This is a genomic window from Bradyrhizobium sp. ORS 86 (genome assembly GCF_045571475.1).
In the GTDB taxonomy this organism is placed as follows: Bacteria; Pseudomonadota; Alphaproteobacteria; order Rhizobiales; family Xanthobacteraceae; genus Bradyrhizobium.
In genome coordinates this window covers 5,699,753-5,724,978 of the sequence record NZ_CP120699.1, presented here as the reverse complement: position 1 = coordinate 5,724,978, position 25,226 = coordinate 5,699,753, and the positions used below count along the sequence as shown (strand labels likewise).

The window sequence follows — 25,226 nt, the reverse complement described above, 5'->3', positions numbered from 1 at the left end:
GCGACCGCCGATTTTGGCGGAAATCGTTTCATCGTTGCGCAAGGCAATCATGGAGATAACGCCTTTCGCGCGGGCGACATTCGAAATTCCATTTCATTGACGATGACGCTATCGCGCCGCATCATTTGCACGTTGCGTTGAGTGCGATAGCGCCGGAGAAATCCGCTTTTTCTAAACCACAAGCTTCGAACGATGGGGCGTGCAGACGGAGCCGTTTTGCGCGCGGGGCGGAGCCTTGCCGAAATGCAGGAGTGATGATGTCGACCGACAACAAGAAGACGGTGATGGATCGCCGCACATTGCTGCGGGCGGGGGCCGCCGCGGCGTTCGCTGCGCCGATCGGGACCTTCGGCGCGCAGGCCTTCACGCCGCGTGCGGTGGCGCCGGCGATCGACTTCTCTGAATTCCCGATCTGCAGGACCGCGTCCGACGCGCCGCCGCTCACGGGCAGCGCGCGCAAGCTGAAACTGTCCTGGAACGCCGGCGCGGTGTGCCTCGCGCCGCTGCCGGTCGCGATTGACCATGGCTTCTTCCAGAAACAGAACCTCGACGTCGAGCTCGTCAATTACTCAGGCTCGACCGATCAACTGCTGGAGGCGATCGCCACCGGCAAGAGCGACGCAGGCCTCGGCATGGCGCTGCGCTGGCTGAAGCCGCTGGAGCAGGGCTTCGACGTCAAGATCGCCGCCGGCACCCATGGCGGCTGCATGCGGGTGCTGACCCGCGCCAATTCCGGCGTCGAGAAGCTGGCCGATCTCAAGGGCAAGATCGTCGCGGTCGGCGATCTCGCCGGGCCGGACAAGAACTTCTTCTCGATCCAGCTCGCCAAGCTCGGCATTGATCCGATCAAGGATGTCGACTGGCGCGCTTATCCGGGCAACCTGCTCAACGTCGCGGTCGAGAAGGGTGAGGTGCAGGCGTTCCTGTCGTCTGATCCGCTGGCCTATCTCTGGCTGAAGGATCCGCAATACAAGGAAGTCGCCTCCAATCTCGATGGCGAGTATCGCGACCGGACCTGCTGCATCGTCGGTCTGCGCGGCAGCCTGGTGCGCGACGAGCCGAGGGTCGCGCGCGCCGTGACGCAGGCGCTGCTCGATGCCGCAATGTTCACCTCGCAGAACCCGGACAAGGCGGCAAAGTCGTTCCAGCCCTATGCGCCGAAGGCGGCGAGCCTCGCCGATCTCGAGGCGATGGTGCGCTACCACACCCATCACCACCATCCCACGGGCGACGCGCTGAAGCGCGAGCTCAAGGGCTACGCCGACGACCTGAAATCCGTCCAGGTGTTCAAGCCGAGCACCGACACGGCGAAATTCGCGGAGCGGATCTATGTCGACGTATTCAGTGTCTGACGCGACAGCCGCGCCGCGCGCGGCACCGACGCTCGCCGATGTCCGCGGTGGTGGCTACGGCATCGGGCTGGCCGCGAGCCTGGCCTGGGCGGCCTTTGGGCTGTCCTGCCTGTACTGGCCCGATGTCGGCGACTGGTCGCGGACCAGCTCGCTCGGCATCGGTGCGATCGTCATCGCCGCCTTCGTGCTGTTCGGCACCTTCGGTGCGGATTATCTCGGCGGCCCCGGCGAGGCGCTGCGCAGGCGCGCGCCGTGGCTGGTCGCACTCGGGGCGCTCTTCACTTTGTGGGAGGTCGCGACCGCGAAGTTCGCGTGGCTGCCCTTGCCGTTCTTTCCGCCGCCGCAGGCGATCCTGGAGGTCTATACCGACGATCTGCCCAAGCTGCTCGACAGCGTCATCGCCTCGGTCAAGTTGCAGCTCGGCGGCTACATCATCGGCGCTGCCATCGGTTTCGTGACCGGCGTCTCGATCGGCTGGTCGCAGAAGGTCGGCTACTGGGTACATCCGGTGCTGCGCTTCATCGGTCCGCTGCCGGCCACCGCCTGGCTTCCGATCGCGTTCTTCACCTTTCCGTCGAGCTGGAGCGCCTCGACCTTCCTGATCGCGCTCGCCACCGGCTTTCCGGTGACGGTGTTGACGTGGTCGGGCGTCGCGAGCGTCAGCAGTGCCTATTACGACGTCGCGCGCACGCTTGGCGCCAGGCCGTCGTTCCTGGTGCTGAAGGTCGCAATTCCGGCAGCGCTGCCGCATGTGTTCGTCGGTCTGTTCATGGGGCTCGGCTCGTCGTTCGCAGTGCTGGTCGTCGCCGAGATGATCGGCGTCAAGGCCGGGCTTGGCTGGTACCTGCAATGGGCGCAGGGCTGGGCCGCTTATGCCAACATGTATGCGGCATTGATCGTGATGTCGCTGCTCTGCTCCGGCGCGATCACGCTGCTGTTCCGGACCCGCGATCGGTTGCTGGTCTGGCAGAAGGGCGTCGTCAAATGGTAATGCAATCCGCCGCCGAGGCGATCACCTATCCCGCGGTCGGAGCGGCGCTCGATGTCGAGGGCGTCAGCCACGCCTTCGATATCGACGGCGCCACGCTGCCGGTGCTCGACAATGTGAACCTCGCGATCGCGCCCGGTGAGTTCGTCGCGCTGCTCGGTCCATCCGGCTGCGGCAAGTCGACGCTGCTGCGGCTGGTGGCCGGGCTGGAGAAGCCGCGCGCCGGCGCGCTGCGCGAGGATGAGATCCGCATCGCCGGCCCGCATCCGTCGCGCGTCGTCGTGTTCCAGGATCCGACGCTGCTTCCATGGCGCTCGGTCTGGGACAATGTCGCGCTCGGGCTGGAGGCGCAGGGCATTCTGAAGGCGGAGCGGCACCGGGTCGATGCTGTCATCGATCTGGTCGGCCTGTCGTCGTTCCGTAATGCCTATCCGCACCAGCTTTCCGGCGGCATGGCGCAGCGCGTCGCGCTGGCGCGCGCATTGGTCAACGACCCGAAGATCCTGGTGCTCGACGAGCCGCTCGGCAAGCTCGACTCGCTGACCCGGATCGCGATGCAGTCCGAGATCGTCGCGCTCTGGCAGCGCAAGGGCTTCACCACGCTGCTCGTCACCCACGACGTCGAGGAGGCGCTGGTGCTCGCCAACCGCGTCATCGTGCTCTCCGACCGGCCGGCGCGGATCAAGGCCGATATCGCCGTGGCCCGGCCCTATCCGCGGCATCGCGGCGATCCCTATCTCGGAGAGCTGCGCAAGCAGATCCTCGGGCTGCTCGGACTGGAGGCGACATGGTGACGACGGCCGCAAGAGAGGTCTTTCATGCAAGTGAGCCCGAGTACATCGCGCGCGCCCTGCGGCTGGCCGAGGTATTTGCCGTGCGCGCTCCGGCGCACGACCGCGATGCCAGCTTTCCGTTCGAGAACTTTGCCGATCTTTCGCGCGAAGGCCTGCTGGCATTGACCGTGCCGGCGGCGCTCGGCGGGGTCGGGGCGGGCGCCCGCGATGTCGCGCGCGTGCTCGGCATCATCGGCAAGGCCGACCCGTCGACGGCGTTGGTGCTGTCGATGCACTACATCCAGCATCTGGTGATGGCGCGGAGCGCGCGCTGGCCCGCACGTCTGTCGCGCAAGCTCGCCAGGGAGACGATCGAGGGCGTGGCGCTGATCAACGCGTTGCGGGTCGAGCCTGAGCTCGGCTCACCGGCGCGCGGCGGTCTGCCGGCAACGATCGCGCGACGTACCGAAACCGGCTGGCGGCTCTCCGGCCGCAAGATCTATTCGACCGGCGCGCCGATCCTGAAATGGTACGTGGTGTGGGCCAGGACGGACGAAGCCGAAACGCGCGTGGGGCTGTTTCTGGTTCCGGCAGGCTTGCCGGGCACGCGGATCGAGGAGAGCTGGGACCATCTCGGCCTGCGCGCCAGCGGCAGTCACACCGTGGTCTTCGACGACGTGGTGTTTCCTCTGGACCACGAGATCGACGTCCGCAAGCCGGACGACTGGAAGGCACCGGACCCGACCCAGGCGACCGTGCACACCATCTTCGTCGCTGCGATCTATGACGGCATCGCCCGCGCCGCGCGCGACTGGCTCGTCACGTTCCTGAAGGAGCGCGTGCCCGCCAATCTCGGCGCGCCGCTGGCGACGCTGCCGCGCGTCCAGGAGGTGGTCGGCGGCATCGAGGCGCGGCTGGCCGTCAACGCACGGCTGATCGAAAGCTTTGCCGCCGATTTCGATCGCGGCTTCCAGCTCTCGGCGATCGAGTCTAACATCGTCAAGCTGACGGTGACCAACAACGCCGTCAAGGCGGTGGAGGATGCGTTGTCGCTGACCAGCAATCACGGTCTGTCGCGAACCAATCCGCTGGAGCGGCATTATCGCGACGTGCTGTGCGGCCGTGTTCATACCCCGCAGGACGATTCCACCCGCATCTCCGCCGGACGCCACGCGCTGGGCGTTTGACAACAACAGTCAACAAACCGGAGTTCCCATATGTCGGTCGAGTTCATCGGCTTCATCACCAACAACAATGCCTCCGAGACCATCGTCCGCTCCGGCCCGGTGCTCGACCCGCCCTATATCGAGACGGTCGCGAAGGCGCATGAGCTTGCCGGCTTCGACCGCGCGTTGCTGGCGTTCCATTCGACGACACCAGATGCGCTTCAGGTCGCGCAGCATGTGCTGACCATCACCAAATCGCTGAAGGTGATGATCGCACAGCGGCCGGGCTTCACCGCGCCGACGCTGCTCGCGCGCCAGCTCGCGACGCTGGATCAGCTCTACGGCGGGCGCGTCTCGCTCCACGTCATCACCGGCGGCAATGCCATCGAGCTGCGCCAGGACGGCAACACGCTCGACGACAAAGACGAGCGTTACGCCCGCACCAGCGAATTCCTTGATGTGGTGCGGCTGGAATGGACCAGCGAGAAGCCGTTCAACTATAGCGGCAAGTACTACACCGTCGAGAACGGGTTCTCGCAAGTGAAGCCGCTGCAGAAGGGCGGCATCTACACCTTCGTCGGCGGCGGCTCGGACGCCGCGGTCGAGGTCGCCGGCAAGCACGCGGATACGTTTGCGCTGTGGGGTGAATCCTATGCGCAGGTGCGCGACGTCACCGCGCGGGTGCGCGCTGCCGCCGCCAAATATGGCCGTCCGGCTCCGCGCTTCAGCCTCTCGGTGCGGCCGATCCTCGCCGACACCGAGGAGAAGGCCTGGAAGAAGGCGGACGAGATCCTGGAGCGCGCCACCGCGCTGCAGGACCAGACCGGCTATCGCCGTCCCAACCACGCGACCGCCGGCGCGAAGCGGCTGCTCGCGCTCGCCGACCAGGGCACGCGCATCGACAAGCGGCTGTGGACCGAGATCGCCAAGCTCACCGGCGCCAACAGCAACACCACGGCGCTGGTCGGCACGCCCGAGCAGGTCGCCGAGGTGTTTGGCGACTATTACGACCTCGGCATCAACCACTTCCTGATCCGCGGCTTCAATCCGCTGGTCGATGCGATCGAATACGGCCGCGAGCTGATCCCCTTGACGCGCAAGCTGATCGCGGCGCGCGACGAGCAACGCGGGATCGCCGCGGAATGATCCGGTTGATTGTTGCGGCGGCGCTTGCGCTCGCCAGTCTCGATGCCGCCGCCGCGCAGAGCGCCTTGCGCGTCGGCGACCAGAAAGGCAATTCGCAGGCCGTGATGGAAGCGGCCGGCGTCTTGAAGGACGTTCCCTACAAGATCGAATGGAAGGAGTTCGCCGCGGCGGCGCCGCTGCTGGAGGCATTGGGGGCAGGTGCGATCGACACCGGCCTGGTCGGCGATGCGCCGTTCACTTTTGCGGCCGCCGCCAAGGTCCCGGTCAAGGCCATCGCCGCGGTGCGCCAGTCGCGCGAGGGGCTGGCGATCCTGGTGCCGGAGAACTCGGGGATCAAGAGTTTCGACGATCTGCGTGGCAGGAAGATCGCGACCGGCCGCGGTTCGATCGGCCACCAGCTCATCCTGGCGGCGCTGGAGTCGCGGGGATGGAAGGCGAGCGATGTGCAGATCGTGTTCCTCGCGCCGTCAGATGCGAAGGTCGCGTACAGCCAAGGATCGGTCGACGCCTGGTCAACCTGGGAGCCGTATGTCAGCCAGGAAGAGGTGCTGTTCAAGTCGCGCCGCGTGATCACCGCCGAGGGTATCACGCCCGGCCTCGGCTTCCAGGTGGCGACACCTGACGCGATCAAGGACAAGCGCGCAGAGCTCGAGGATTTCGTGCGGCGGTTGGCTGCGGCGCGCGCCTGGTCGCAGTACAATGTCGAAAGCTACGCTGCAACCTGGGGCAAGCTGATGAACATTCCGCCCGCGGTGCCGCTGAACTGGCTGACGCGGGCGAGGATCCGCATCGTTCCGATCGACGACGGCGTGGTGGCCGACGAGCAGAAGACCGTCGACCTCTACGACCGCTGGGGCCTGATCCGGCAGAAGGTCAACGCCGCCGACATCGTCGACCGGTCGTTTGCCGCAGCCGTCGAGAAGGGCGCGGGGCTGTAGGGCGCGCATACGGGCCGTGCAGGCAGTGCACTCCCCTCTCCCGCTTGCGGGAGAGGTGGACCATTTATGCTGACGCGAGCTAGCTTCACTGGTCGTAGCTCTAACGAACCCGTGATCTCCAAAATATCCATTCGTTCGGCGACAGCCGCCCGGCAAGGATATTCCCCGTTTCCCGTATTCCAAAACCGCAACGTTGCTATTTTCGGCGCGGTCTTGTCGCTCCCTCCCGCACCGCCAAGATCAAACATACGAACAATCGAGTCCGGGAGATCACCATGGGCCTTCAAGAAGCTCGCATCGAGTCGCTGCCGTTCGTTACCGCCGAACTCAACTACCTCGCGCCGACGCCGGGCAAGCCCCGGACCTACGCCTACGATCCGCCGCCGGGCGAACCCAAATCCACCGCGCTGCCCGAGCCGCACAACGTTCCGATCTTCGACGGGCGCCTGATATCAGACAGTTTCTCGCTCGATCGCGAAGGGTTCGCGCTGGTCAAGCATCCGACCGTCATCAAGAACTTCTACGACGACAACGAAGTCCGCAGCGTCTATTACCCCGCGGTCGAAGCTTTCCTGAAGGCGACGTTGAAGGCGGACCGCGTCCTTATCTTCGATCACACCGTGCGCAAGCGGGTGGAGGGCGCCGCCGATATCAGAGGTGCCGGACCGCGCCAGCCCGCGACCCGCGTCCATGTCGACCAGACCGACATCTCCGGCCGCAATCGCGTGTTCGAGCATCTGCCGAACGAGGCCGAGGAGCTGCTGAAGGGCCGGGTGCAGGTGATCAATCTGTGGCGTCCGATCCGTGGGCCGTTGCGCGATTCACCGTTGGCGATGGCTGATGGCACCACGGTTGCGGCGGAGGATCTCGTCGCCTCCGACCTGATCTATCCGAACCGCAGCGGTGAGACCTATTCGGTGAAGTACAATCCGAACCACCGCTGGTTCTACATCCCCGAGATGACGCCGGACGAAGCGATCCTGCTCAAATGCTACGACTCGGCGACCGACGGCCGCACCCGCTTTGGCCCGCACACCGCGTTCATCGATCCGACCACGCCAGCCGACGCGCCGCCGCGCGAGAGCATCGAGCTGCGCACGCTGGTGTTCCACAAGCAGTAGCGGCCAAGATAAGGAAGCCTCGGAGATAGGTGCACTCCCTCTCCCGCTTGCGGGGGAGGGTCGGGGTGGGGACTTTCTCCGCGAGTCGTATCCTGGAGAGAGCTCCCACCCGGATCGCATCTGGTGATGCGATCCGGCCTCCCCAGCAAGCGGGAGAGGCAACGACGACGAACCGAAACCGCGCTGCCTCGAAAGTTGGCAGCCGCTGCCCAATAATGTTACGCCCTCCCCGAACGCTTGGGGATGGACGAATCGTGGACGGCGCGGCGGCAACGGAAGAGGCGGGCATCGGTTTCCGCGTACTGGTTCTTGCACTTCTGGCATTGGCCTCGGGCCATATGCTGTCGACATTGCTGCGGACCATTCCGGGGATCAGCCTCGACCTGATGGCGTCCGACTTCGGCAGCTCGCCACAAGTGCTGGCGAGCCTCACCTCGATCTATCATTTCTCGTTTGCCGCCGCGCAGGTGCCGGTCGGCGCCGCGATGGACCGCTTCGGCGTGCGTCCGGTGTCGATCAGCCTTCTGATCGGAACGATTGTCGGTGCGCTGGTGTCGGCGCTCGCCGTCGGGCCGGTCACGTTCGTGCTCGGGCAGCTCCTGCTCGGCGTTGCCACCTCGGGCATGCTGATGTGCCCGATGACGCTCGCGGCCAAGCAGATGTCGGCGGCGAAGTTCGGATTGTGGTCCGGGCTGATCCTCTCGATCGGCAACACCGGCATGCTGCTGTCGTCGAGCCCGCTTGCCTTCGTCGTCGATCAGTTCGGCTGGCGGGCCGGGTTCTGGGGTTCGGCCGGCCTCGGCGTGGCCGTGCTGATCGCGGTGTTCGCGCTGGTGCCGCAGCAGCCCGCCGCGCACGCCGACGATTCCTCGCCGCTGCATCAGATGGTCGAGGTGTTGCGGCTCGGCGTCTCACGCGGCCTGCGCGGTGTGATCGCGTTGTCGCTGGTCTCGCTCGGCGTCGTGCTGGCGCTGCGCGCGCTGTGGGGCGGGCCGTGGCTGATGGATGTGAAGGGCCTGAGCCGCATCGAGGCCGGCAATGTGCTCGGCTTGTTCACGCTGGCGATGACGGTCGGGCCGATCTGCATCGGCCTGTTCGATCGCAAGTTCGGACATCGCCGCGCCGTGGTCGGCGGCAGCCATGCGCTGGCAGCGCTGCTGTTCGTGCTGATGGCGGCCGGCGCACCGCATTTTCCGATCTCGAACCTGTTCGGCGTCGCCGCGATGCCGTCGGAATATGATCTCGTGCTGTTGATCCTGATCGGCTTTGTCACCTCGGCGCAACCGCTGCTCTACGGCATGACGCGGCAACTGATCGACGCCCAGAACACCGGCAAGGCATTGTCGGCAGTGAACCTCGCCTTCTTCCTTGGCGCGGCGCTGATGCAGTCGAGCACCGCCGGCGTCGCGGCGCTGTACGGACTGCCCGCAGTGCTCTTGTACATGGCTGTCGCGTTGCTGATCGGGACCGTGCTGTTTTGGGTCTATACCTCGGCGACGACGGCGATAAGATAACGGCTGGTTCCATCGCCTTTGGAAGTCACGTGACCGCGCCCGCCAAGATCGATCCCATCACCCGCTCCGTCGTCCAGCACCGCCTGTCTTCGATCGTGAGAGAAATGGGCGAAGCCATGCTTCGCACCTCCTATTCGCAAATCCTCAATTCCAGCCGCGATTTCTCGCTGGCGATCTGCGACACGCGCGGCCGGCTGGTCGCGCAGGCCGATCACATCCCGGTCCATGTCGGAGCCTTGCCCTGGGCGACGCTGGCGGTTGAGGAGCGCTTCAAGGATGTCGCACCGGGAGACGTCATCCTGCTCAACGATCCCTATCAGGGCGGCAGCCATCTGCCCGATCTCACCGCCTTCGTGCCTGTCTTCGACGGCAGCAAGCGGCTGCTCTGGACCATCGTGCGTGCGCATCAGAGCGATATCGGCGGCGCTACGCATGGCGCCTACAATCCCGGCGCGACCGAGATCTACCAGGAAGGCATCCGCATCCCGCCCATAAAACTCTACGAGGCTGGCAAGCCGCGCGAGGATCTGCTTGATCTGCTGGCGCTGAACATTCGCAACCCCAGAGAATTCCGCGGCGACCTCGCCGCGATGCTCGGCGCCGCCCATCTCGGCGAGCGGCGGGTGTCGAAACTGTTTGGCGAGTTCGGCGCCGAGGTCGTCGAAGCCGCGATCGAGGCGATCCTCGATGCCACGGAACAGCAGACCCGCGCCGTCGTCGCAAGCTGGAAGGACGGTGTGTTCTACGGCGAAGCGTTCCTGGATGACGACGGCCACGGCCGCACCGACATCAAGATCGCGGCCAAGGTCACGAAGAAGGGCAGTGACATCGAGGTCGATCTGACCGGATCCGATCCGCAGTCGACCAGCTTCGTCAATTCCTCGCATGCCAACATGCAGGCCGCGGTCGCGATGGCCTTTGCCTATCTGATCGACGCCGATATTCCGAAGAACACCGGCGCGCTGCGGCCGCTGAAGGTGGTGGCGAAGCAGGGCACCATCGTCTGGGCCGATCCCGGGCGTCCGGTGACCTTGTGCACCAGCCATCCCTCCAACGAGATCGTCGAGGCGATCATCAAGGCGATGTCGGCATCCTGTCCGGACCGCGTGATGGGCGGCTGGGGCCGCCGCTTCCGCATCGCGATCCAGGGCGAGGATCCGCGCAACGGACGCAACTTCATCTGGCACATGTTCCAGGCGCGGCCCGGCGGCGGCGCCTCGATCGGCGGCGACGGCTATTCGTCGATCGGCGAATGGCACACGGTCGGAGGCTTGAAGTTCGGCAGCATCGAGGTCGCCGAAGTGCGCTTCCCGCTGCATTTCCGCCGGCACGAATTCCGTCCTGATTCCGGCGGCGAGGGCCAGCATCGCGGCGGCCTCGGCGTTGCGCTCGACATGGTGCTGGAGACGGCCAAACCCGCCAAGGGCAACACCGCCGGCGACGGCGCGCGGCATGGCCCGTGCGGCATGCTCGGCGGCAAGGACGGCGAGCCGCATCACTATCGCCTGTTGTCGGAGGGCCGCGCGCCGCGCGTGCTGAAGACAAAAGAGGTCGGCATCGAGCTGCGTCCCGGCGATTGCCTCGAAGTCCGCTCCTCCGGCGGCGGCGGCTGGGGGCCGCCCGAGCAGCGATCGGCGGAGGCGCGGGCGCGCGATGTCGCCCAGGGTCTGGTTTCGAAAGCGGTGTAGGCGAGCATGTTCACGATCGGAATAGACGTCGGCGGCACCTACACCGACCTGGTCGCCACTGACGAAACCGGGCGTACCGTTTTCGCGAAGTCGCCGTCCACGCCGGCCGATCAGTCGATCGGCGTGATGGCGGGGCTGGAAGAGCTGGCGCGGCGGCTCGGTGTGACGCGCGCGGCGATGCTGGCGGCAACAGACCGCCTCGTGCATGGCACCACGGTCGCCACCAACGCGCTGTTGGAGCGCAAGGGCGCCAAGGTCGCGCTGCTCACCACCGCGGGCCATCGCGACGTCGTCGAGATGCGCGAAGGGCTGAAGCCGGACCGCTACGATCTGCGCACGCCGCCGCCCGAGCCGCTGGTGCCGCGCGAGCGGCGCTTCGGCGTGCGCGAGCGGCTGAAGGCCGACGGCAGCGCGGCGATCCCGCTCAACGATGCCGCGCTGGATGACGCGATCGCCGACGTGAAGCGGTCGGGTGCGACCTCGGTCGCGGTCTGCTTCCTGCACGCCTATCTCAATCCCGTGCATGAGCTCGCCGCCGTCGAACGCCTGGCGCGCGACCTGCCTGATGTCACCGTGTCGCGCTCGAGCGATGTGCTTCCGCAGATCAAGGAATATGAGCGCGTCTCGACCACGATCGTGAACGCCTATGTTGAGCCGACGGTGCGGCGCTATCTCACCAATCTGGAGCAGCGCCTGCATGAAGCGGGCTTTGCGGGCTCGCTGTTCGTCGTGCTGTCGCATGGCGGCATGGCGCCGGTCGAGGAGGCCTCGCGGCTCGCCGCGGGCACGGTGCTGTCGGGGCCGGCTGGCGGCATCTCGGGCAGCCGCCGCTGCGCCGACATGCTCGGCATTCCCGATCTCGTGCCGTTCGACATGGGCGGCACCTCGACCGACATCTCGCTGATCTCAGACGGCCAGGCCTCGCTGTCCGCTGACGGCATGCTCGCAGGCCAGCGTATTGCGCTGCGCAGCCTCGACATCGCCAGCATTGCCGCCGGCGGCGGCTCGATCGCGAGCGTCGACGGCAGCCGCACGCTCAGGGTCGGGCCGGAGAGCGCAGGCTCGGTGCCGGGCCCGGCCTGTTACGGCAATGGCGGCACCGCCGCGACCGTCACCGACGCCAATGTCGTGCTCGGTTATCTCGATCCCGCCGCCTTCATGGGCGGCGCGCGGCCGCTCGATCGCTCAGCCGCCGACGCCGCGGTCGATCGCATTGCGTCGGCGCTCGAGCTGTCGCGGCTCGAGGCCGCCGCCGGCATCTACAAGATGATCAATTTGAAGATGGCCGACGGCATCCGCCTGATGACGCTGCGCCGCGGCGTCGATCCCCGCAAATTCGCGCTGCTGAGCTTCGGCGGCGCGGCCGGCATGCATGCCGCGGAGGTGGCGCGCGAGCTCGAGATCAGGCGCATCATCGTGCCGACGGTCGCCTCCGTGCTTTCCGCCTGGGGTATGCTGACCAGCGACCTGCGCTACGAGGTCAGCCGCACTCATTACGGCACAGGCCGGATTGCCGCCGCCGACGTGCGTGCATTGTATGCCGGATTGGAACAGCAGGCCGTCGGCCGATTGCGCTCCTGGTTCAAGGGCGACATCGCGATCGAGCGCTCGGCAGAGATGCGCTATGGCGAGCAGGTGTTCGAGATCGACGTGCCGCTCGGCGACCTCGACCTACACGCCACAGATCTAGTCGCGCAGATCGAGGATCGCTTCCATCGCCGCCACGAGGAGCTCTACACCTACGCCTCGCCTGGGCAGGAGGTGGTGTTCGTCAACGCCCGCGTCGCCGCCGTCGGCAAGGTCGCGCCGGCCGCCGGCGATGTTGGCCCTGTGACGTCAACTGCACCGTGTGTGCCGCGCGGCAAGCGGAAGGCCTGGTTCGGCGCCTGGCGCGAGGTGCCGGTCTATGCGCTTGACGATCTCAAGCCCGGCCAGTCGCTGACTGGGCCCGCGATCATCGAGGCCGAGACAACGACGGTTTTGGTCGACACTGACGATCGCGTGGTGGTCAATGCGCTCGGCTGGCTCGACATAACGTTGCGCTGAGCGGAACTCCGCCATCAACATTTCATTTTTCCGGCGTTGCCTGGGGCGATAAGCTTGGCCCGCTCGGGAGGAGCGCCGGCCACGTTGCCGGCGTTTGTGGCGATGTTGATACAAACAAGAACACAGACCGCCTTGTCGATGTCCCTTGTGCTGGCGGCAGCGCTCGTCTTCGTCGCGCCGTCGCGCGCCCAACAGGCACCCGCGGCGGCCGCCGACAACGACATTCGCATCGGCAACATCATGCCCTACACCGGCCCGCTTGCGGCATTCGCCACCATCGGGCGGGCGGAAGCGGCCTATTTCGACATGATCAACGACCGCGGCGGCATCAACGGGCGCAAGATCAAGTTCATTTCGGTCGATGACAGCTCCAATCCGAAGACCGCGATGGAGCAGACCCGCGATCTCGTCGAGAAGCAGAACGTGCTGTTGATGTTCGGCTCGTTCGGCACGCCGGACAATCTGGCGACGCGGACCTATCTCAACGAGAAGAAAGTCCCGCAGCTCTTCGTCGCCTCCGGCGACGAGACGTGGGCGCAGCCCAGAACGTTTCCGTGGACCATGGGCTGGCAGCCGACGTTCCGCGCCGAGGGTCGCATCTATGCCAACTACATCCAGGCGTCCTATCCCGATCGCAAGATCGCCGTGCTCTGGCAGAACGATCAGTTCGGGCGCGATCTGTTCAAGGGATTGCAGGAGGGCCTCGGCGATACCGCGGGCATGATTGTCGCCGATCTCGCCTTCGATGCGTCGGAGACCAGGATCGAGAACCAGCTCGGCATCTTGAAGGCTTCCGGCGCCGATATCCTGGTGTTCGACGGCGCGCCGGCGATCGCCGCGCGTGCGATCCGCAGCGCCGCCAACCTCGACTGGCATCCGGTGTTCATCCTCGACAATGCGTCGGCCTCGATCGCCAGCGCGCTGCGGCCGGCGGGCTTGCAGAATTCACTCGGCGTGATCTCGACTTCTTTTCTGAAGGATGCCGGAGATGCCTCCTGGAAGGAGGATCCGCAGATCAAGGCGTGGTTCGCCTTCATGGACAAGTATTTCCCCGACGGGGACAAGGACGATCTCTACGCCGTGTTCGGCTATGCCGCGGCGGATACGCTGCTCCAGGTCTTGCGCCAATGCGGTGACGACCTGTCGCGCGACAACGTCATGCGGCAGGCGGCGTCGCTGAAGAACTACCATGCCCCGGTCGCGCTGCCGGGCATCGTCATCAACACCAGCCCGCAGGATTTTCGCCCGATCGAGCAGATGCGGCTGGTGCAATTCGACGGCGCTGCCTGGCAGCCGATCGGCGACGTGATCGACAGCGCATTCACGACGGTTCGGGAGGATAACTAGCGCACGTCGTCCCGGCGAAGGCCGGGACCCATTGCCCCGAATGGCAATTGTTTCACGACGCTGTGGGCCACAGCGTTCTTCAACAACACAATCTTGTGGCTATGGGTCCGGCTTTCGCCCATAGGCGTTAAGGTAAGCGGACCATGGTTTGATAGCGTCGGGTTTTCCTCGGCGGCTCGCGAAGATGGCGCTGGAGAATGGGGAGAGATTGGCGGAGACGAGCCATTGCGGGTTGCGGAATGACGGCCTGCAAGAGTGAGACGATGAGCTGACGGAGCAATCGCCAGGCGCCAGGACTGGTCAGGCGGCTTCCGCCAAGCGGGGAGAGTCCTCGAGTTCGTCGACGAGCGGCTCGAGCAATAGAATCATCAGCAGATGAGCAAGGATATGCGATCTGGCGGATCGCTCGTTAGTTCCCGGCGGCCCCTTCAAACCAACCAGGCTCTTCAGCCGCTTGAAGCCCAGCTCGATCCGCCAGCGCAGGCGGTAGAGGGCGAGAATGTCATCCGTGGTGAAGTCATCTGGCGCAAGTGAGGTCACCAGGATGACCCAATCGGCGGCCTGCAGCGTTTTATTGGAGAGCTGATGGCCGCCCTTCTGTGCGGTCCGGCGCGCCTTGCGCCGCGCCTCGGCAGCGGCCTGTTGCGGCTTCTTGACGGCGACCAGACGCATGGCGAGCGGCGTGCCGCGCTTGGGTTTGATCCAGATCGGACAATCGAGGAGGCCTCGTTCCGCCGCCTTGCGCAGTTCGGCGATCAGATTGAATGCACAGCCCTTACCATCGAGCCAGCGTGCGCTCTTCCAACCCGCTCGAATGACGAAGTCTGCGCCGGCCTGGATCAATGTTGCCATGCGCTCCGGCTGCAAATAGGCCCGATCGGCAAGACGGATCTCGCCCGCAACCGCCGGAATCCGGTCGAGCCTCTCGCCGTCCTGTTGATCGGTCAGTTCGAAGTGGCCAAAACGCTCTTGCGGAAGATCGAACGCGCTGTGAATGCGCCACACCTCGTTCTTCTTCCTGCCATTCAACCCCTTCTTCGGCACCGTCGTGGCATCGATGATGCGGATCAGGCGACCTCGGCCGGCCCTCGGAGCTGCGGCAGCGAGTGCCTGCCCGATCAGGAGCGCCAGCCAATCCCCGCACTGGCGCAAGCGGTACAACAGAGCCACGCTCGAAACATCGACAAGACCGACCGACGTCGCCCATGCCGCCGTCAATCGAAATCCCCGTTCACCAAGGCAATACGCCAGGATCAACCGCAGCAAGTCCACGGCATTGCGTATCTCGCGCGGACGCACGAAAGCCTTCGTCTCCCGTGCGGTCCGATCGAGCGCTGCGGCCCCTCCAAGCCGGGTTACGATCCCCGCCCAGTCGCGATCGCCAGTGCTTCATATCTCATGCCATGCTGGAATCACGAACCATCCCGCACCGCAAGCCTAACTTAACGCCTATGGGCCTTCGCCGGGACGACAATGCGGTGAGAGCCGTTGCTACTTCTTCAGCCCATAATTCAACAGGCCGCCCTTGTTCTTCGGCGGATGGGCGCGCAGGCCTTCCTCGTTCGGCTCGGTGCCCCAGCCCGGGCGATCCGGGATCACGAGATGGCCGTCGACGTATTCCGGCACGTGGGTGAACAACTCGTGGTCCCAGGCGAGGCGATCGACGTCGGTCTCCATGATCCGCAGGTTCGGCACCGCCGCGCAGAAATGCGCGTTCATCATGGTGCAGAGATGGCCGTAGAAATTATGCGGCGCGACGTTGACCTCGAAATGCTCGGCGGCATTGGCGATCTTCATCGATTGCCAGACCCCATTCCACGGCGTGTCGATGATCGCGACGTCCATCGCCTGCTCGGTGAAATAGGGCAGGAACTCGCGCAGGCCCAGCAGCGTCTCGCATGACGAGACCGGATGCAGGCTCTGGCGGCGGATATAGCCCAGCGCCTGCGGGTTGAAGGTGTCGATCTCGACCCAGAACATGTCCATCTTCTCGATCGCGCGCAGGATCTTGAGATAGCCTTCGGTCTTGGCGTTGAAGTTGAGGTCGAGCAGCAGATCGACATCCGGCCCCGCGCCGTCGCGGATCGCTTCCAGGTGCATGCAGAGATTGCGCAGCACAGTGCGGTCGACATTGATCTCGGGCTCGAACGGCGAGCCGAAGCCGGGCCGCCAACCCACCGGCTTGCCGTCGGTGTAGACGAAGATGTTGGTCTTCATCGCCGAGAACTTCTTCTCGCGCACCTCGGCTCCGATGGCCTTGACACCGTCGAGATCGGTGATCGCCGGCTTGTACCAGTCGGGATGATTGATGCGCCACGTCGCGCAATGCGACCAGTAGACCCGCACGCGGTCGCGGATCTTGCCGCCGAGCAGGTCGTAGCAGGGCACGCCCAGCGCCTTGGCCTTGACATCGAGCAGCGCGTTCTCGATCGCGCCGAGCGCCAGCGCGACCACGCCGCCGGCGGCCGGACGCGTCGCGGCAAACAGCTCGGCATAGATCCGCTCATGCTGGAACGCATTCCGGCCGACCACCCGCGCCGACAGCCGCTCGATCGCCGCCGTCACGCCCGGCGCACCAAAGCCCTCGTCATATTCGCTCCAGCCGACCAGCCCGTCCTGGGTCGTCACCTTGACGAAGTGATAATTCCGCCAGCCGGCATCGCAGGCGAGCGTTTCGACGCTTTTGATTGTTGTGGCTTTGCTCATGGTTTCCTGCCCGCTGTGTTTGACTTGAGGAAGTAGAATAGCGGATCGAGCAATGCGTCAATCGCACGGCAGCAACCCGCCAACGCAGATTGGCCTCGCGCCGGGCCGAGCAACCGTCGAGCGATGTTCTCATAGCAATGCGCGTGTCGCTAAGTGTCGTCGCCATTGATGAATTCCGTCAAGCGGGAGAAAAAATTCCACTTGCATCATCGCTCTCGCACGGCTTCAAGTTCAAACAACAAGAAACTGAATCAGCCGTTGTCATCGGCTGGCATTTTGCTCGCGGGGAAGCGTGATGGGCGCGTTGTCGCATCTGCGGATTGTCGAAGTTGGTAGTGCGGCTGCGACGAGCTATTGCGCGCGGCTGTTCGCCGATTTCGGCGCCGACGTGCAGAAGGTCGAGCCGCCACAGGGCGATCCGCTTCGCCGCACCGCGCCGTTGACGCTGAGCGGGCAGAGCGCGTGGTTTGCGTTTCTCAACTTCAACAAATCCAGCGTCGTGCTCGACAGGAACGACGCGGGCGCCACATCGCGCCTGGGCGAGCTGATTGCCGACTGCGACGTCCTGCTCGATGGCCGCGGCCTCGATGCGGCGGATTGTCCCGCGATCGATCTCGACGCGATCAAGCGGGACAATCCCGGCCTGATCCATCTCGACCTCTCCTGGTTCGGCGATCGCGGTCCCTACGCCGACTTTGCCGCGACCGACTCCACCATTCGCGCGCTGACCGGCCTGGTGAAGCTGGTCGGCCCGGAGCAGGGACCGCCGATGCACGCGCCGGATTTCCAGACCGGGATCCTCGGCGGGCTCTGGGGCTTCATCGCAGCGAGTTCGTCGGTACTCGGGCGCATGCAGGACGGGCGCGGCCGCTCCAGCCATCTCAGCCTGTTCGAGGCCAGCATCGCCGTCACCGAATACATCATGTTCGAGGCGTTCTCGCGCGGCGACATCATGCGGCGGCTCGGCGTCAACCGCTTCTGGCCGACCTTTCCGGTCGGCATCTACGAGACCAGGCAGGGCTGGCTCGGCGTCACCACGGTGACGCCGGCGCAGTGGCGCTCGTTCTGCGAGATGCTTGACCTCACCGACCTGCGCGACGATCCGTCGCTGTTTCTCGGCGTCGACCGGCTACAACATGTCGCCGAGATCGAGCGCAAGATATTGCCGAAGCTCAAACAACGGACTGCGCAGGAATGGTTCGCCGAGGGCCTCAAGCGCAAGATCCCGATCGTGCCGGTGCCGGAGATCTCGGACCTGATCGCCGATGAGGAGAAGCGGGCTCGCGGCGCTATCGTGCCGATCAGTGTGGGCGACGAGAGCGGCTTCAGCGCCGGCACCATGCAGCGGCTGACAGGCACGCCGCCGCTTCGCGGTGGCCGGGTTCCCGATATCGGCGAGCAGCAGGCAAAGCGCGAGGCGGCGCCACGCGTGGCGGCGCCCAAGCCTGCCACGGCCGATCGCCTGCCGCTCGAAGGCATCCGCGTCGTCGATTTCTCGATGGGCTGGGCCGGGCCGATCTGTACCCGCACGCTCGCCGATCTCGGCGCCGACGTCATCAAGATCGAGGCGATCCAGTATCCGGACTGGTGGCGCGGCGTCGATCGGCGCCCGGCTTACGTGCTGGAGCAGATGTACGAGAAGTCGGTGCGCTACTGCATCATGAACCGCAACAAGCGCGGCATCACGCTCGATCTGACCCGGCCGAAGGGACTTGCGCTGGCCAAACGCCTGCTCGCCGATGCCGATCTCGTGGTCGACAATTATTCGGTCGAGGTGCTGCCGAAGCTCGGCCTCGGCTACGAGGTGCTGAGCAAGCTCAATCCGAAGCTGGTGATGATGTCGATGTCGGCGTTCGGTGCCGGCAGCGTCTATCGCGATTGCCGCGCCTACGGCTCGACGCTGGAGCAGGGCTCGGGCTTGCCGAGCGTGGTCGGCGATGCCGGCGGCCCGCCGGTGATGAGCCACACCGCGTTCGGCGATGCCGTCGGCGGCCTCAACGGTTGCGCCGCGGTGCTGACCGCGCTGATCCACGCGCGGCTGACGGGGCAGGGGCAGTTCATCGATCTCGCGCAGATCGAATGCATGATGCCGTTCGCGGCGCCCTGGATCGTCGCGCACTCGATCGACGGCACGCCGCCGGTCAAATACGGCAATCGCCATCCCGATTTCGTGCCGCATGGCTGCTTCCGTTGCACCGGCGAGGACAACTGGATCGTGGTCGCGATATCCGACGATGCGATGTGGCCCCGGCTCGCGCGGCTGCTCGGCCGCGAGGACTGGGCCGACGATGCAAGGTTCAAGACGGCCACCGGCCGTCGCGCCATCGAAGGCGAGATCGAGGCTGCGATCACCGCCTGGACCTCGGCACGCGATCCGGATGCGGCGATGGTTGCATTGCAGGCGGCCGGGGTTGCCTCCGGTGTCGCGCGGCTGCCGATCGATCTGCTGAAGGATCCGCAGCTCCATGCCCGCGGTTTCATTCAGGAGGTCGACCGCGCCTTCATCGGCAAGCATCCGCAGCCCTCGATGCCGTTCCGCGAGGGCGCCGAACCCTTTGCGATCCGCTCGGTGCCGCCGACGCTCGGCGAGCACAATCGCGAGATCCTCGGCGGCATGCTCGGCCTCAGCGATGCCGAGCTCGACGAGCTTGCGCGGGAAGGCATCATCGGCACCGAGATGCTGATGGAGGAACAACTGGTGAAAGAGAAGAAGCGGGCAGCGGGTTGATGCAGGCAGGCCAGCCGGCAGAGCGCAAGACCGAGGGAGCGCGCGATGGTGCGCGGCCGCTGATGTCCGTGCGCGGGCTCGGCATCCGTTTCAAGACCTCGCACGGTATCTGGCAGGCGACCCGTAGGATCGATTTCGACATTGCGCCGGGCGAACGCGTCGGCGTCGTCGGCGAAAGCGGCTGCGGCAAGACCATCACCGGCCTGTCGATCCTGCGGCTGTTGCCCGGCAATTTCGCTGGCCTTGATGGCAAGATCATGTTTGACGGCATCGATCTCGCCAATTGCAGCGCGCGGCAGATGCGCGACATCAGAGGCAAGCGCATCGCGATGATCTTTCAGGAGCCGATGAGCGCGCTCGATCCGGTCTTCACCGTCGGCCACCAGATCGCAGAGACGCTGCGCGTCCACACCAATATCGGATACGAAGAGGCACGCGCCAAGACGCTGGAGATGCTCCGCCGCGTCGGCACCGCCTCGCCGGAGCGGCGCATCGACGACTATCCGCACCAGCTCTCCGGCGGCATGCGCCAGCGCGTGATGATCGCAGCCGCCCTGATCTGCGGGCCGCAGCTCCTGATCGCAGACGAGCCGACCACCGCGCTCGACGTCACCGTGCAGGCGCAGATCCTCGAACTGTTGCGTGACATCAGCGAGACCTCGCGCACCGCGCTGATGCTGATCACCCACGACCTTGGCGTCGTCGCCGAGACCTGCACGCGAATGATCACGATGTATGCCGGCGAGGTAATCGAGGACGCCACCGTCGACGAGGCGCTGGTGCGGCCGCTGCATCCCTACACGTCGGGCCTGTTGCGCTCGCTGCCGCATTTGAGCCCGCGCCACGGCCGGCTGCCGTCGATTCCGGGCCGCGTGCCGTCGATCGCTGACATGCCGAGCGGCTGCCGCTTCCGCGCCCGCTGCACGCATGCGACCAAGGGCTGCGAAGCGGAGCAGTCGCTACAGGATGCCGGTGGCGGCAGAAGAGTCCGCTGCTGGCGCTTCGCCGAGCTCAATCTGCCCGGCGCGCTGCATCCGCCCGAGACATCCCTCGCAGCGAGGGTCGCGACGCAATGACCGCTGCCTCGGCCGAGCCTGGTCGCGACCCCATCGTCTCGGTGCGCGACCTCCAGGTGCGCTTCCAGACCTCGGATCGCCGCGCCACCGTGAAGGCGGTCGACGGTGTCAATTTCGACGTCCGCCGAGGCGAGACGTTTGGCATCATCGGCGAGTCCGGTTCGGGCAAGACCACGATCGGCCGCGCGCTGGTGTTTCTCTTAAAGCCCAGCGCCGGCGCCATCCTGCATGACGGCATCGATCCGCTCGCGCTGTCGCGCAAGCGATTCCAGAGTCACCGCCGCGACTACCAGATCATCTTCCAGGATCCCAATGCCGCGCTGAATCCGCGGATGACCATCCTCGCCTCGGTGCTGGAGCCGCTCAAGCTTGCGCGGGTCGGCACCCGCGCGACACGCGAGCGGCAGGCAAGGGAGGCGCTGGAGCGTGTCGGGCTGTCGCAGGAGTTTGGCGAGCGCTACCCGCATCAACTCTCCGGCGGCCAGAAGCAGCGCGTGGTGATCGCACGTGCGTTGACGCTCAAGCCCAAGCTGATCGTCTGCGACGAGGTGGTGGCGGCGCTCGACATGTCGATCCGCGGCGACGTGCTCAACCTGTTCGCCGATTTACAGCGCGACTTGGGCCTGACCTACGTCTTCATCACCCACGATCTCGCCGTGGTCTCGCATATCAGCGAGCGTGTCGCGGTGATGTATCTCGGGCAGTTCGTTGAGCTTGGCCCGACCGAGGAAGTGTCCGAGCGGCCGCTGCATCCCTATACGAAGGCGCTGCTCTCGGCCGAGCCGCGGCCGTTGCCGTCGTCGATGCGGCAGGAGACGCGGATCGTGCTGCAAGGCGAGGTGCCGAGCCCGATCGATCCGCCGACCGGCTGCCGCTTCCGTACCCGCTGCCCGCACGCGCGGCCACTGTGCGCCGAGCGGGCGCCGGAGTGGCGCGAGCTGAAGCCCGATCACTGGGTGGCGTGCCACTTCGCCGACCGCCCAAACTTCCCGCCGAGCTAGCGCGCGATGAGATCAGTTCGATTAGCGACCCTGAAGGAACTGCACTCCCTCTCCCGCTTGCGGGGGAGGGCTGGGGTGGGGGCTCTCTCCACGAGTCACATCTTGGAGAGAGCCCCCACCCGGATCGCATCTATGATGCGATCCGACCTCCCCCGCAAGCGGGAGAGGTGCAGCCAGTCTGCCGCTAAGCCGATTCAAATTGACGCCCTGAGATAATGGAGGACCTGCCATGACAATAACGACGCGACGCGAGGCCATTGCGTTGATCTCGGGCGCGCTCGCGAGCGCCAGCCTCGGCGGTCCTGCCTTCGCGCAAGGAGCGGCGAAGAAGGGCGGTACGCTGCGCATCTCCGCGCCGGCCAATCCGTCAAGCCTCGATCCCGCCACCGGTGGCGCCGGCTCCGATCACGCCTTCCTGTTCACGATGTACGACACGCTGGTCGAATGGGAATTCGAGACGCTGAAGCCGAGGCCGGGATTGGCCGAGAGCTGGAAGTTCACCGATCCCACCACGCTCGTGCTCAATATCCGATCCGGCGTCACCTTCCATGACGGTACGCCGCTCGATGCAGAGGCCGTGAAGTTCAACCTCGACCGCAACAAGAGCGATCCGAAATCCAACATCAAGGCCGACCTCTTGTCGGTGGCCTCGGTCGAGGTCACCGGGCCGCAGCAGGTGACGCTGAAGCTGAACGCGCCGGATACCGCGTTGCCCGGCATTCTGTCGGATCGCGCCGGCATGATGGTGTCGCCGACGGCGCTGAAGGCGGCCGAAGGCGGTGTGGTCACCCGCAAGCCAGTCGGCGCCGGGGCTTATCGTTTCGTAAGCTGGGCCGACGGCGAGAAGATCGTGGTCAAGCGCAACGACAAGTACTGGAAGCCGAACCGGCCCTATCCCGACGGCATCGAGTTCTCGATTATCCCCGAACTCACCACCGGCGCGCGGTCGGTCACCGCGGGCCAGAACGATCTGATCTATCAGCTCCCGCCGCGGCAGAAGGCGATCATCGAGCGCGCCTCCAGCGTCAAGGTGGTGCACGGCCCGACGCTCTACGTGTTCCAGATCTTCCTGAACTGGGCCAAGCCGCCGTTCGATAACGTCAAGGTTCGCCAGGCGCTCAATTTCGCCATCGACCGCGAATCCTTCGTCAAGGCCGCGCTCGCCGGTCTCGCCGAGCCGGCCTACATGAACCTGCCGAAGTCGCATTGGGCCTATGACGCCGAGGTCGCGAAGCTCTATCCCTACGATCCCGCCAAGGCGCGCAAGCTGCTGGCCGAGGCCGGTTTCAAGGAGGGCACCCAGATCGAGATCGGCGGCTACTCCGATCAGGATTCGGTGCAGCGCGAGGAAATCCTGATCGAGCAGTTCCGCAAGGCGGGCATGAATGTACGCTTCGTCAACGCGCCGATCGCGGAAGCCTCGGCCGCGTTCTTCGGTCCGGAGAAAAAGGGCTCCGGCCTGCTCGCGGCGTGGACCGGGCGCCCAGATCCGAGCCTGACCTATTCGCTGATGTTCACCAAGGACGCCTACTATAATGGCGGCCGCGCGCCGGTGCCGCCGGAGCTCGAGGCCGCGATCAAGCAGTCGCGGGCCTCGGAGGATATCGAGGTCAGGCGCAAGGCCTTCGCGACGGTGCAGCGGCTGGTGATGGAGAACGCCTTCGTCGCGCCGCTCGCGTTCCAGTTCGAGCTTGTCGCCATGAACAAGAAGGTACAGGGCTACAAGCCCAACCTGTTGGGCAAACCGAAATACGACGACGTCTGGCTGGAGAGCTGACAACAATGGCGCGACGCTCACCGGTCAAGGTCATCGGCAGCCGCCTGTTGCAGGCGCTGCCGGTGATTCTGCTTGCGACCTTCATGGTGTTCGCGCTGTTGAAGCTCGTGCCCGGCGACATCGCCGTGACCTTGGCGGGCGACAATGCCACCGACACGCGCATTGCCGAGATCAGGGGTATCTACGGCCTGGACCGTCCGTTCCTGGTGCAATACGGCGCCTGGCTCGGCAAGGTCGCGCAGGGCGACCTGTCGCAATCGCTGCTGACCGGCGAGAATGTCGCGACCTCGATCGGGCGCGCCTTCCCGAACACGCTCCTGATCGTCGTGATCGCCATGGTGCTGGCGCTCGTCACCGGCATTCCGATGGGCGTGATCGCGGCGATCAAGCCGAACGGCTGGATCGACAAATTGGTCAGCGTGATCGCCTCGCTCGGCGTCGCTATTCCCGGCTTCTGGCTCGCCATGATCCTGGTCGCCGAATTCTCATTGAAGCTGAACTGGCTGCCGGCGACCGGCGCCAAGTCCTTCACCGCCTCGCCGGTCGAGGCGATCAGATACGCGCTTTTGCCGGGGATCGCGATCGCGGCCTACGGCATGGCCGAGGTCGCGCGCCAGCTCCGCGGCGCGCTGCTGGAGGTGCTGTCGTCGCAATATGTCCGCACGCTGCACGCCAAGGGCCTGTCGATGTCTCGCATCCTCTGGCAGCACGGGCTGAAGAATGTCAGTGTCAATCTGCTCACGATCATCAGCCTGTTGGTCAACCGCATGCTGGCGGCGACGGTGGTGATCGAAGCGGTGTTCGCGATTCCCGGGCTTGGCAGCCTGATCGTGCGCGGCGCGATCCAGCGCGATTTCCCGATCGTGCAGGGCGTCGTCTTCACCATGGTGGTCGTGGTGATCGCGGTGAACCTGATCACCGATCTGCTCTGCGCCGCGATCGACCCGAGGATCGAACAATGACCGACCTCGCGCTCGCCGAGCTCAAGCGGCCCACCAAACCGACCCGGCTGCGGCGCGTCCTGCGCTGGCTCGCCGGCGATCTCCGTGCCGCGCTGTCGATCCTGGTGCTGCTGGTGCTGGTGATCGTCGCGATCGGCGCACCCTGGATCGCGCCCTACGCGCCGACCGCGCAGGACGTCAACAACATGCTGGCGCCGCCGGGCCCGGCGCATTGGCTGGGCACCGACGATCTCGGCCGCGATGTGCTCAGCCGCCTGATCTATGGCGCACCGGCGACGGTCTATGCGAGCCTGCTCGCCGTCGGCGTCGCGGTTCTGATTGGCCTGCCGGTCGGCCTCGCCGCCGGTTATTTCGGTGGCTGGATCGACGACATCATCAGCCGCATCATCGACACCTTCCTGTCGTTCCCCGCGGTCGTGCTCGCGATTGCCGTCACCGGCGCGCTCGGCATCGGGCTCACCAACGGCATGATCGCAGTCGGCATCACCATGTTCCCGGCGCTTTCGCGCATCGTTCGCGCCCGCACGCTGATCGTGCGGCAGGAGCTCTATGTCGACGCCGCGAAAGGCTTTGGCGCGCCGACCTGGCATGTGCTCTGGCGCCATGTGCTGCCAAACACGCTGCAGCCGGTGATCGTGCAGGTGACCCTCTTGCTCGCCGCAGCACTGCTGGCGGAAGCGAGCCTCTCCTTCCTCGGCCTCGGCATCCAGCCGCCGGACCCGAGCTGGGGCGCCATGCTGGCGCGCGCCTATCAGTATATGGAAATCGCCCCGGAGCAGATGTATGCGCCGGGCCTTGCCATTCTCATCGTCTCCCTGGCGTTCAACGCGCTCGGAGAATCCTTGCGTGTCGTGCTCGATCCGACCATGAAGGATCGTTAGGCGAGCAACTCACGGA

The 25,226-nt window shown here is 65.6% G+C and carries 20 protein-coding genes; 18 read left to right on the top strand and 2 right to left on the bottom strand.

All coding sequences use genetic code 11. The features are described 5' to 3' along the window. Positions 1-257: 257 nt before the first annotated feature. The 11 genes from P6U25_RS26385 (at position 258) to P6U25_RS26335 (ending at position 14,079) form a co-directional block, all read left to right on the top strand. Positions 258-1,352 (top strand): ABC transporter substrate-binding protein, encoded by a 1,095-nt coding sequence (locus tag P6U25_RS26385; protein WP_407147685.1) that lies wholly within the window; start codon positions 258-260, stop codon positions 1,350-1,352. Continuing rightward, positions 1,330-2,343, top strand: coding sequence for an ABC transporter permease (locus tag P6U25_RS26380; RefSeq protein ID WP_407147684.1), 1,014 nt, complete (start codon positions 1,330-1,332; stop codon positions 2,341-2,343). The genes P6U25_RS26385 and P6U25_RS26380 overlap by 23 nt, the downstream gene beginning before the upstream one ends. Continuing rightward, positions 2,343-3,134 (top strand): ABC transporter ATP-binding protein, encoded by a 792-nt coding sequence (locus P6U25_RS26375; RefSeq protein WP_407152618.1) that lies wholly within the window; start codon positions 2,343-2,345, stop codon positions 3,132-3,134. The genes P6U25_RS26380 and P6U25_RS26375 overlap by 1 nt, the downstream gene beginning before the upstream one ends. After that, positions 3,128-4,300: an acyl-CoA dehydrogenase family protein gene (locus tag P6U25_RS26370; RefSeq protein ID WP_407147683.1), complete on the top strand. Its 1,173-nt coding sequence runs from the start codon at positions 3,128-3,130 to the stop codon at positions 4,298-4,300. The genes P6U25_RS26375 and P6U25_RS26370 overlap by 7 nt, the downstream gene beginning before the upstream one ends. A gap of 30 nt (positions 4,301-4,330) precedes the next feature. Further along, complete coding sequence (locus tag P6U25_RS26365) at positions 4,331-5,425, top strand: LLM class flavin-dependent oxidoreductase (protein ID WP_407147682.1); 1,095 nt, start codon at positions 4,331-4,333, stop codon at positions 5,423-5,425. Then, positions 5,422-6,363 carry an ABC transporter substrate-binding protein gene (locus P6U25_RS26360; RefSeq protein WP_407147681.1) on the top strand — a complete coding sequence of 314 codons (942 nt, stop codon included), beginning with the start codon at positions 5,422-5,424 and terminating at the stop codon, positions 6,361-6,363. The genes P6U25_RS26365 and P6U25_RS26360 overlap by 4 nt, the downstream gene beginning before the upstream one ends. 275 nt (positions 6,364-6,638) lie before the next feature. After that, a complete protein-coding gene (locus P6U25_RS26355; protein ID WP_407147680.1) occupies positions 6,639-7,484 on the top strand; it encodes a CmcJ/NvfI family oxidoreductase in 846 nt (281 codons plus the stop codon). 254 nt (positions 7,485-7,738) lie between these two features. Continuing rightward, entirely contained in the window at positions 7,739-8,998 is a 1,260-nt protein-coding gene (locus P6U25_RS26350; protein ID WP_407147679.1) for an MFS transporter, read from the top strand. Between the two features lie 29 nt (positions 8,999-9,027). Beyond that, a complete protein-coding gene (locus P6U25_RS26345; RefSeq protein WP_407147678.1) occupies positions 9,028-10,686 on the top strand; it encodes a hydantoinase B/oxoprolinase family protein in 1,659 nt (552 codons plus the stop codon). 6 nt (positions 10,687-10,692) lie between these two features. Beyond that, positions 10,693-12,732, top strand: a complete 2,040-nt coding sequence (locus P6U25_RS26340; RefSeq protein WP_407147677.1) for a hydantoinase/oxoprolinase family protein — start codon at positions 10,693-10,695, stop codon at positions 12,730-12,732. Positions 12,733-12,870: 138 nt separating this feature from the next. Then, positions 12,871-14,079, top strand: coding sequence for an ABC transporter substrate-binding protein (locus tag P6U25_RS26335; protein WP_407152617.1), 1,209 nt, complete (start codon positions 12,871-12,873; stop codon positions 14,077-14,079). Positions 14,080-14,379: 300 nt separating this feature from the next. On the opposite strand, the gene P6U25_RS26330 is transcribed toward P6U25_RS26335, so the two are convergent. Both P6U25_RS26330 and P6U25_RS26325 read right to left on the bottom strand, forming a co-directional pair. Then, entirely contained in the window at positions 14,380-15,351 is a 972-nt protein-coding gene (locus tag P6U25_RS26330) for a transposase (RefSeq protein WP_407146425.1), read from the bottom strand. A gap of 219 nt (positions 15,352-15,570) precedes the next feature. After that, entirely contained in the window at positions 15,571-16,785 is a 1,215-nt protein-coding gene (locus tag P6U25_RS26325; RefSeq protein WP_407147676.1) for a mandelate racemase/muconate lactonizing enzyme family protein, read from the bottom strand. 137 nt (positions 16,786-16,922) lie between these two features. On the opposite strand from P6U25_RS26325, the gene P6U25_RS26320 reads away from it, so the two are divergent. The 7 genes from P6U25_RS26320 to P6U25_RS26290 all read left to right on the top strand — a co-directional run bounded on the left by P6U25_RS26320 (position 16,923) and on the right by P6U25_RS26290 (position 25,210). Next, positions 16,923-17,081 carry a hypothetical protein gene (locus P6U25_RS26320; RefSeq protein WP_407147675.1) on the top strand — a complete coding sequence of 53 codons (159 nt, stop codon included), beginning with the start codon at positions 16,923-16,925 and terminating at the stop codon, positions 17,079-17,081. Beyond that, positions 17,081-19,513: a CaiB/BaiF CoA transferase family protein gene (locus P6U25_RS26315; protein ID WP_407147674.1), complete on the top strand. Its 2,433-nt coding sequence runs from the start codon at positions 17,081-17,083 to the stop codon at positions 19,511-19,513. Before P6U25_RS26320 ends, P6U25_RS26315 begins: the two co-directional genes overlap by 1 nt. Beyond that, positions 19,513-20,589, top strand: coding sequence for an ABC transporter ATP-binding protein (locus tag P6U25_RS26310; RefSeq protein WP_407147673.1), 1,077 nt, complete (start codon positions 19,513-19,515; stop codon positions 20,587-20,589). Before P6U25_RS26315 ends, P6U25_RS26310 begins: the two co-directional genes overlap by 1 nt. Then, positions 20,586-21,590, top strand: a complete 1,005-nt coding sequence (locus tag P6U25_RS26305; RefSeq protein ID WP_407147672.1) for an ABC transporter ATP-binding protein — start codon at positions 20,586-20,588, stop codon at positions 21,588-21,590. Before P6U25_RS26310 ends, P6U25_RS26305 begins: the two co-directional genes overlap by 4 nt. 229 nt (positions 21,591-21,819) lie before the next feature. Beyond that, positions 21,820-23,367, top strand: a complete 1,548-nt coding sequence (locus P6U25_RS26300; RefSeq protein ID WP_407147671.1) for an ABC transporter substrate-binding protein — start codon at positions 21,820-21,822, stop codon at positions 23,365-23,367. Between the two features lie 5 nt (positions 23,368-23,372). After that, positions 23,373-24,329 carry an ABC transporter permease gene (locus tag P6U25_RS26295; protein WP_407147670.1) on the top strand — a complete coding sequence of 319 codons (957 nt, stop codon included), beginning with the start codon at positions 23,373-23,375 and terminating at the stop codon, positions 24,327-24,329. Next, positions 24,326-25,210: an ABC transporter permease gene (locus P6U25_RS26290; protein WP_407147669.1), complete on the top strand. Its 885-nt coding sequence runs from the start codon at positions 24,326-24,328 to the stop codon at positions 25,208-25,210. Before P6U25_RS26295 ends, P6U25_RS26290 begins: the two co-directional genes overlap by 4 nt. The last annotated feature ends 16 nt before the right edge of the window (positions 25,211-25,226 follow it).